The sequence below is a fragment of the Sphaerotilus natans genome (genome assembly GCF_900156335.1).
In the GTDB taxonomy this organism is placed as follows: Bacteria; Pseudomonadota; Gammaproteobacteria; order Burkholderiales; family Burkholderiaceae_C; genus Sphaerotilus; species Sphaerotilus natans.
Genome location: NZ_FTMZ01000041.1, coordinates 1 through 8608 on the forward strand (window position 1 = coordinate 1; position 8608 = coordinate 8608).

Sequence of the window (8608 nt, forward strand, 5' to 3'; positions counted from 1 at the left end):
GTCAAGCCGGACCTGATCGTCAATGCCGCGGCCCACACCGCGGTGGACAAGGCCGAGAGCGAGCCCGAGCTGGCACGTGCGATCAACGCCACCGCGCCCGGGGTGCTGGCACGCTGCGCCGCCGAGACGGGCGCCTGGCTGGTGCACTACAGCACCGACTACGTCTTCGACGGCTCGGGCGAGACCGCGCGCGACGAGGAGGCCGCCACCGGCCCCTTGAGCGTCTACGGACAGACCAAGCTCGAAGGCGAAGCGCTCATCCGCGCCAGCGGCTGCCGGCACCTGATCCTGCGCACCAGCTGGGTCTATGCCGCACGCGGCGGCAACTTCGCCAAGACCATGCTGCGCCTGGCCGCCGAGCGCGAGCGCCTGACCGTCATCGACGACCAGATCGGCGCGCCCACCGGCGCGGACCTGCTGGCCGACCTGACCGCGCAGATGGTGCGCACCGCGGTGGCGCAGCCGGATCTGGACCTCTCGGGTACCTACCACGCCGTCGCGGGCGGGCAGACAAGCTGGCACGGCTACGCGAGTTTCGTGGTCGAACAGGCGCGCCGACTCGGCCGGGATCTGAAGGTGCAGACGATCGACCCGGTGCCGACCACTGCCTTCCCTGCGCCCGCGAAACGTCCGCTGAATTCGCGCCTCGACACCACGAAGCTGCAGGCCACGTTCGGACTGTACCTGCCGCCGTGGCAGCAGGGCGTCGAGCGCATGCTCACCGAAATTCTCGGCTGAGCCTGCACCACCACCAGACAACACACAAGACACAGGGGGAATCCCATGCAACGCAAAGGCATCATCTTGGCCGGCGGCTCCGGCACCCGACTGCACCCGGCCACGCTGGCGATCAGCAAGCAACTGCTGCCGGTCTACGACAAGCCGATGATCTACTACCCGCTCAGTACCCTGATGCTGGCGGGCATTCGCGACATCCTGATCATCAGCACGCCGCAGGACACCCCGCGCTTCGAGGCGCTGCTCGGTGACGGCAGCAAGTGGGGGCTGAACCTGAGCTACTGCGTGCAGCCGAGCCCGGACGGGCTGGCGCAGGCCTTCATCCTGGGCCGCGAGTTCGTCGGTGGCGCGCCCAGCGCGCTCGTTCTCGGCGACAACATCTACTACGGCCACGATCTCAAGGGCCTGCTCGACAGTGCCACCGCTCGCACCACCGGCGCCAGCGTCTTTGCCTACCACGTGACCGACCCTGAGCGCTACGGCGTGGTCGACTTCGATGCCAACAAGCGCGCGCTGAGCATCGAGGAAAAGCCCAAGGCGCCCAAGAGCAACTACGCGGTCACCGGCCTCTACTTCTACGACGAACAGGTCTGCGACATCGCCGCCGCCATTAAGCCCAGCCCACGCGGCGAACTGGAGATCACCGACGTCAACGCCGAGTACCTGCGCCAGGGCAGCCTGAGCGTGGAGATCATGGGCCGGGGCTACGCCTGGCTCGATACCGGCACGCATGACAGCCTGATGGAGGCGGGCCAGTTCATTGCGACGCTGGAGAAGCGTCAAGGGTTGAAGGTGGCGTGTCTGGAAGAGATCGCTTTCCGCAGCGGCTGGATCGATGCCGCCCAGCTCGAAGGTCTGGCCCAGCCGCTGCGCAAGAGTGGTTATGGCCAATATTTGACTGCCATTGCTGAGAAGTCAGGGCTGTAAATGCCTGTGGTCCACACGCATCCTGTCGGTAGATTGCCCACACCGCTGTTGGAGCGATTGGGGATCACTTTTATTTTATTTGGGTTATTGGCGGTTGGGTTATCCTTGATTGGCAGATTTGAAGCGTCAATGTGGGTCAGCATGTTGGTGATGGTTGTTGCATTGCCTTTATACACGTTGAAAGCTGGCAATCTTTTATTGTCTGATTTGCTGAGTTTTGGAATTTGTTTTGGCTACGGGATGGGGTCGTTCACAACACTTTCTAATAACGAATGGGATTTTGAGTCATTATTTTATATTTCCGCTGCGCGACCTGAAGACCTCTGCAGGGCTTTTTCTTATTCTGTAATGGTGTGTGGCGTTCTGGGTGTATTCCGGAGATCTATTTGTAAGGTCACGCTAAGGGAGGTTTTGGTGTATGCGGGGGATAGTTCTGCGCCAATATTTGGTTTCCTTGTTCCGGCGGCGATCTTTATATTGTATGCATTTGCTGGTGGTTACCTTGGGTATGGTGGCGATGTGTCGTCGGAAAGCTCGCAGGGGTCATCTGCCTTGGGTTCTATCGCGTCGATTTTATTGTCCGTCGTTTTCCTGTATTCCGCAGTGATTCTGGTTGTTGGGCGATTGCATGGCCGAGACCGTACGTGCGTTTGGCTGATTTTGCTGGTGTGTATTGTAGGCATGCTGACCCAAGGTCGTCGGGTTTTGACGTTTCATGCCTACATGGTTCTCCTGATTTTGATATGCGTTAGAGGAAACACCCGCGCAGAACAGATTAAGCTCGCTGCGGGAGTTGTGTTGGTTTTGCTGGGAATGTCAGTTCTTGTGAAGTTGATTTATGCCTTTCGACTTGCTGGGTGGGAGCTTGGTTCTGGTATATCAATATCTGAGCGATTTGAATTGGGTGTTGATATCTTGCTTAATGCCGAGAAATATGATTTGAATGCGTTGTTTTCGGATAATATGAGGGAGAGGGGATTCGTTATTGGCTATTTTGCAAATGTCATATCGGCACTTGATTCATATTCCAATTTGTTTGGGCGGGTCTTGCTTTTTAATATAAAATTAGCCATTCCGGCGTTCTTGTTTCCCGGAAAGGATGCCATTCAGGGGTTGGGTGCAGAAGAGGATTTATACCATCCGTTGATCGGTTTGCCAGTATGGGATGCCGCCAACTCAATATTGGTGTCTTCGTACGTGGATTTTGGCTTGTTGGGGATTTTTTTGGTCTGCGTTGCGCTGTTGATGGTTTGCGATAAGTTATTGCAGTTGTGTTCTTCTTTAGGGCTAAGTGGCGCGCGCTTGCAACTGTATTTGCTCTTGGCGGTGAATCTCGTTGCAATTGAAAATTCCTTGAGTTCTTATTTTGTTCTCCTGAGAACGGTCATCGCTATCTTTGTGATCTCATTGTTCATGCAAAAACTGGTTGTGGGTGCTTTCTCTAATCGTGCTTAATATTCTCATTTCCTCGTAATTGATGAGGCTGTGCATTGGAAGATAAATCTATAAAGGGCTTCTTTTCGGCGAGTGCAGCGCTGTCTTCGCGGCTTGGTATCAACCTGCTGGCCCAGGTTCTGCAGGTGCCCTTGTTCCTGACGGTTTGGTCTGCTGCGGAATATGGTGCGTGGCTGGCCATTCAAGGGGTTTTGGGCTTTGCAGTGATTCTAGATACTGCCCACCAGAGCTATTCCGAAGGGGTGTACTACGCCGAATCTGGTCACACTGATCGCTTGCGGGATCGGCTGCGCCAGGGCATGACGTTTGGCGCGCTCGTGTCTGTGGTGCAGGTGCTGGTGGCTGGCGTGGTGTTGATCTGGTGCAGCGCCAACCCGGCCTATGACGGGGCCACAGCGTTCTGGCGCGACATGGCGTTGGCGGCACTGATGTGGGCCGTGGCATGGGCGGTCACCTTTTCACCAGCGGGTCAGGTCGGTCGGTTGCTCAACTGCTTTGACGGCTTTGCGCAGCAGGCTTGGTTTGGCACCTTCTACATCGCCGCGGGCGCTTTGGCTCCGCTGGTCCTGCTGGTATGGCACCTTTCGCCCTTGCAGTTTCTGGGTGTCAACATTGCTATCAGCGTCGTCTATCACTGGTATTGGTTCAGGCGCATGCTGCCTTTGGTTCGCCAGCACTGTGGCAACTTTTCACTTTATGCGGTCAATGGCTTGGCCCTGCGCGCGCGGGCCTTGGGAGCCCTAGGTTATTTAACCAAGGTTGCGTCAGAACATACCCGCCAGCAAGGGCTGAGGGTGGTTTTGGCGGCCAACTTTGCAGCGCCCCAGATTGCGGCTTTTTCAACCGTGCGGACCATTGCCAACGTGGTTCAGCAGGCCGGCAGCACATTTTTTGGCCCGGCTCTGCCAGGTTTGTCGAAGTCGCTGGCCGCGGGCGATGAGCATGGCGTGCGCACGGTGCTTGGCCTGTTGGACTGCATTGCGGTGCTGGTGGCGGTGCCCTTGTTGATGGCGCTGCAGCTTCTTGCGCCACATTTCTACATGGCATGGACGCGCAACAGCCTGCCCTACGACGGTTTGTTGTTCGCCCTGGCCAGCACCGTGGTACTGGTGGCGGCAAACTACTCATCCTACATGGCTTACGCCATCAGCACCAACCGGGTAAAGGTCATCGCCCTGACGTCACTGACTAGCGCCGCAGTGTTGGTGGCGGGCCTGGGCATGTTTGTGCGGGGCCACGGCCTATGGGCGGTTATGCTGGTGTTGATTTTGTGCGAAGGGGTGGTTGGCGTGATGCTGCATTTTTGGTGCAGCGCCGGCTTGCGCGACGCGGGTATGCGCTGGCCGCGCCGTGCGCCTGCCGCGCGTGTGGGTTTTTCGCTGGTGGCGGTAGGATTGCTGTTGGTATCCCCCGACGCGCAGGCGCCTGCCTTGGTGCTGCTGTATATCGCCTTCATGGCCGGTGCTGGATACGCCCTGTACCGGGTCTGCCCAGATGAACTGTCTTTGCTGGGGCGTATCGTGCGGGTGCCCTTGCAGCGGTGGGCCTGATGTTCTTGCGGTCGGCTGAATGGTGATACTTGAAATGATGTCTTTTGATTCTGTCCGGGTCTCGGTGGTGATGCCTGTCTACAACGGCGGTGCGTTCTTGCGCGAAGCGGTGGCGTCGGTATTGTCGCAACGCGATGCCAATTTCGAGCTACTGATCCGCGACGATGGCTCCAACGATGGCAGTGTGGAGTTTTTGGAAACCTTGCGCGATAATCCGCGGGTCAAGCTGTGGTCTCGCGGCGAGAATTTGGGTATTTTCGGAAATCTTAATTTTTTGGTATCGCACGCCGCTGGCGATATCGTAAAGATCCTATGTCAGGATGATTTCTTCACCCATGACACGGCGCTGCAGGAGCTGCTGCGTTTGTGGGAAAACCTGGGTGACGATGTGGCATTTTTGCGCACGGGTCACGGCAGCGACGGTGGCTCCCGCCTGAACGCTGCTGAGTTGGATGTACTGCCGGCGATCGTGCCCCCTGCTGCTTCCAGCACCTGCTTTTTTGTCTTCGGCTGCATTCCTGGGAACCTGTCCAATATTTCTTTTCGGTCCTGGGTGCCGCGCATGTTCGGTGCCTTCGATCAAAGCTTGCCTTATGCCGGAGATTTTGATTTCTGGTCGCGCGTGGGCCGGCAACGGCCGTGGGCTTTGAGCCGCGTCCAGAATGTGCTGGTTCGTCGCCACGAAGGTCAGGCTTCGGTCACTTTGAACAAGCAAGGCGAACTGCTGCGGCAGTTGGATGTGGTTCTTTCGCGTCTTTACGCGGACATCCGGCCGCAGGGTGTTCAGCGCTTTTTGCTGCGTTGGATGGCCAGCCTGCACTACATGGCCCTGCACCGGGAAATGGCCTTGCGCTTCTACCAGACCACCCGAAATGTTCGTTACATGGGCGAGCTGCGCCGCTGGTTTGCCGACAGGCCCTATTCATTCGGCTGGGTGGCGGACTGGCTGATCTATGGGATCAGTCTGGGCGGGAGGTTACCCCGTGCGGGCTTGGCGAAGTTGATCGTGCGAGGCTGCTTGAAGCGCCAGCCGTCAGCATGATGCGGGTGCTGTACCTCGGCTCGCTGCAGGGCACCAGCCGGCACCGCTTCCAGGCTTTCGAGCGAGCGGGTTGCCAAGTGCTGGGGATTGACCCGGCCGACACGGCCCTTGGGCGGCGGGTTTCCGGCTTGCTGGAATGGAAAGTGGCGCCTGAACTGGCGGCGCTGCTGCTCGAAGCCTCGGCCGGCAAATGGCTGCGCCAATTGCCGGCGGTTGACCTGCTGTTTGTCGACAACGGCGCCTTGGTGTCGCCCGCCTTGCTGCGTCGCATCAAGGGGTGCTTCAACTGCCCGATGGTGCTGTTCAATCATGACGACTTCATGGGGCCTCGTGACGGCATCCGATTCCGGCAACTGCACCGGGCCTTGCCCCTGTACGACGACGTCATCGTTGTACGGCCCCCCAACGTCGAGGAAGCCTACCGGGCAGGCGCCCGACGGGTGACGCGGCGCTTTATGACCTTTGACCGGGTGGCCCACCACCTGGCCGACGTGACGGACGAGGAGCGGTTGCGCTGGAATCACGATGTCGCATTTGTGGGCACTTGGATGCCCGGACGCTGCGATTTCATGCTGGTGCTGGCTAGCCAGGGGCTGGATGTGAGCATCTTTGGCTCGGGCTGGCAAAAGTCACCGCGTTGGGCCGAAGTACGGGCGCTGTGGCGTGGTCCAGCCTTGGACGGGCGGGACTATGCCCTGGCACTGGCGCTGAGCAAGGTGTCCATCGGTCTGTTGTCCAAGGGCAACCGCGACCAGCATACCACCCGTTCGTTCGAGATTCCCGCTCTCGGCGGTGTGTTGTGTGCCGAGCGTACGGACGATCACCGCGCCATCTTTGTCGAAGGCTGCGAAGCCCTGTTCTGGGGTGACGCTGTGGAGTGCGCTGCGGTGTGCAAAGCCTTGATCAACGACCCGCAGCGCCGTGCAGCACTGGCGCTTGCCGGTCAGCAAAAGGTACTGCAAGGCAGTTTTTCGAACGATGACCTTGTCGCCAGCGTATTGGCGACGCATTTGCGCTGACGGCCGCCCTATGTTCATTTACGTGTTGACCCATCCGGTATTTCTAAACTCCAAAAGCATGCCCAAGTTCGCTGCGGTGGTTTCCGACTGTCTGGCGCAGGGCGGCTGGGAGTATCGTCTGATCACGGCTCGCCCCCTGTTCTGGAAATTACTGCCGACGGGCCATCCGCTGAAGAAATGGTTCGGTTACCTGGACCAGTTTGTGGCGTTCCCTGTTGAACTGTTGGTACTCAGATTGCGCCATTGGCTGCGAGGCGAGGCGATTGGCTTTGTGCTGTGCGATCAGGCGCTGGGGCCGTGGTACAGGTTTATTGGCCGGCTTCCTACAGTTATTCATGCCCATGATTTGCTGGCCTACAAATCTGCTATGGGCCAGTACAAAGAAAACCCGACTGGTAAAACTGGGGTTGCCTACCAAAAATTTATCGCTTGGGGATTTCGGCTGGCACCTCGGTTTTTGGCAGTATCCGAGCGCACCGCACGTGATCTGCGCGAGTTATTCGGAATTTCGGACCAGCGCATCTGCGTGATCCATAACTTTGTGGATCCTACACTGCAACCGATGCAGCCCGAGGTGATCCAGCGCAGCTTGGCGGGCGTGCTGCCTCCCACGCTCAAGTCATGGATCGTGCATGTGGGCGGCGGGCAGTGGTACAAAAATACAGTCGGATTGCTGAAGATCTACCAAGCGTATGCCGCCATGCAAGCCGCCACGGGTGCCGATGTGCTGCCCCTAGTTTATGTAGGGCCGGCCTTCCGCATAGAGGCCCAAGCCATCATCGACGCCTTGCCGCCAGGTGCTCAGGTGCTGCGCTTGAGCGGTATCACCAATGAGGTGTTGAACGCGCTTTACAGCGGTGCGCAGTGTCTGCTGTTCCCGAGCCTAGCCGAGGGATTCGGCTGGCCCATCATCGAAGCGCAGGCGTGTGGCACGCTGGCCGTGACCACAGACGACGCGCCAATGAACGAAATCGCCGGGCCTGCTAGTCTATTGCTGCCCAACGCACTGGGCGCGGCAAGTATAGACAATTGGGCCCAAGCGTGTGCGACTGTTCTGCACGAGGCGTGTCACCAGGCGCCAGAGCGCCGGGAGGAACTTATCCAAACGGCGGCGTATTGGGTCAAGAAATTTGCCCAAGATGCTATTCGCGCCCAATATATTGAGGAATATCGGATCGCTTTCGGGTCAGGCGGACCGGCGGCAGGGCGATTGCATTAGCCACCGCCCCGATTGAGTGGTAACAATCCAGCCCGACCTCGCAGCCCAAGACACGATTCAAGACCACCCGACGGCCCCCGGCGATGAGCTGATGCAGCACTTTGAAGACCTGACCGATCCGCGCGGGCAGACCGACCGCTTCCAGTATCCGTTGTAGGAACTGCTGCTGACGGCGCTGTGCGCGGTGCCCCCCACGTCAGAATAGTTGCCGCGTCGATAGAACCCGAAGAGGGGGCGAGACGAGGAGAAGACGTGGCTCGATACGGCAAGGAATACAAGGACCGGGTGGTGGCGAGGTTGCTGCCACCGGAGAGCAGGGCGATTGCATGAAGAACCTGGTCGGTTCCGTGTTATGAACACGCCCCGCTGACCCAACCGCCGCAGCTCGAAGCGGCGCCCGCCCCGATGACCACTGCGCCGCTGCTCCCCCACTTCATCGAGGCGCTGGCCGAACTGGACGATCCGCGCTCGCGGTCGTGTCCGTTTCCGCTGGACGAGCTGATGTTCGCGGCGCTGTGCGGCGTCAGCAGTGGCGCCGACAGCTGGGTCTCGGTCACCGACTGGGCCGAGCTGCAGATCGACTGGCTGCGCCAGCATCTGCCGTACGCCAACGGCATCGCCTCGCACGACACCTTCGGGCGCGTCTTCAGCCTGCTCG

General features: G+C 59.1%; 8 protein-coding genes. All 8 read left to right on the forward strand.

Features of this window, described 5'->3' with window-relative positions; translation table 11 throughout:
* A partial coding sequence (rfbD, locus tag BW996_RS20615) for a dTDP-4-dehydrorhamnose reductase (RefSeq protein ID WP_076459084.1) occupies window positions 1–738 on the forward strand: 738 nt, incomplete at its 5' end.
* Window positions 739–783: 45 nt separating this feature from the next.
* Window positions 784–1665 carry a glucose-1-phosphate thymidylyltransferase RfbA gene (gene rfbA / locus BW996_RS20620; RefSeq protein ID WP_037485007.1) on the forward strand — a complete coding sequence of 294 codons (882 nt, stop codon included), beginning with the start codon at window positions 784–786 and terminating at the stop codon, window positions 1663–1665.
* Entirely contained in the window at window positions 1666–3120 is a 1455-nt protein-coding gene (locus BW996_RS21515; RefSeq protein ID WP_139330987.1) for a DUF805 domain-containing protein, read from the forward strand. It abuts the gene before it with no gap.
* Between the two features lie 35 nt (window positions 3121–3155).
* Complete coding sequence (locus BW996_RS20625) at window positions 3156–4670, forward strand: hypothetical protein (RefSeq protein ID WP_139330988.1); 1515 nt, start codon at window positions 3156–3158, stop codon at window positions 4668–4670.
* A gap of 34 nt (window positions 4671–4704) precedes the next feature.
* The gene (locus BW996_RS20630; RefSeq protein ID WP_076459085.1) at window positions 4705–5712 is read left to right on the forward strand and encodes a glycosyltransferase family 2 protein; all 1008 of its coding nucleotides are present in this window, start codon (window positions 4705–4707) and stop codon (window positions 5710–5712) included.
* On the forward strand, window positions 5709–6731 hold the full coding sequence (locus tag BW996_RS20635; protein ID WP_051632234.1) for a CgeB family protein: 1023 nt from the start codon (window positions 5709–5711) through the stop codon (window positions 6729–6731). The genes BW996_RS20630 and BW996_RS20635 overlap by 4 nt, the downstream gene beginning before the upstream one ends.
* Before the next feature lie 10 nt (window positions 6732–6741).
* Window positions 6742–7950 carry a glycosyltransferase gene (locus BW996_RS20640; protein ID WP_076459086.1) on the forward strand — a complete coding sequence of 403 codons (1209 nt, stop codon included), beginning with the start codon at window positions 6742–6744 and terminating at the stop codon, window positions 7948–7950.
* A 405-nt stretch (window positions 7951–8355) separates the two neighbouring features.
* A partial coding sequence (locus BW996_RS20645) for a transposase family protein (RefSeq protein WP_139330866.1) occupies window positions 8356–8608 on the forward strand: 253 nt, incomplete at its 3' end.

What these genes read in the sequence shown, in the direction of transcription:
- rfbA (WP_037485007.1), top strand. Translation starts at nt 784, where the DNA reads ATGCAACGCAAAGGCATCATCTTGGCCGGCGGCTCCGGCACCCGACTG.
- BW996_RS21515 (WP_139330987.1), top strand. Translation starts at nt 1,666, where the DNA reads ATGCCTGTGGTCCACACGCATCCTGTCGGTAGATTGCCCACACCGCTG.
- BW996_RS20630 (WP_076459085.1), top strand. Translation starts at nt 4,705, where the DNA reads ATGATGTCTTTTGATTCTGTCCGGGTCTCGGTGGTGATGCCTGTCTAC.
- BW996_RS20635 (WP_051632234.1), top strand. Translation starts at nt 5,709, where the DNA reads ATGATGCGGGTGCTGTACCTCGGCTCGCTGCAGGGCACCAGCCGGCAC.
- BW996_RS20640 (WP_076459086.1), top strand. Translation starts at nt 6,742, where the DNA reads ATGTTCATTTACGTGTTGACCCATCCGGTATTTCTAAACTCCAAAAGC.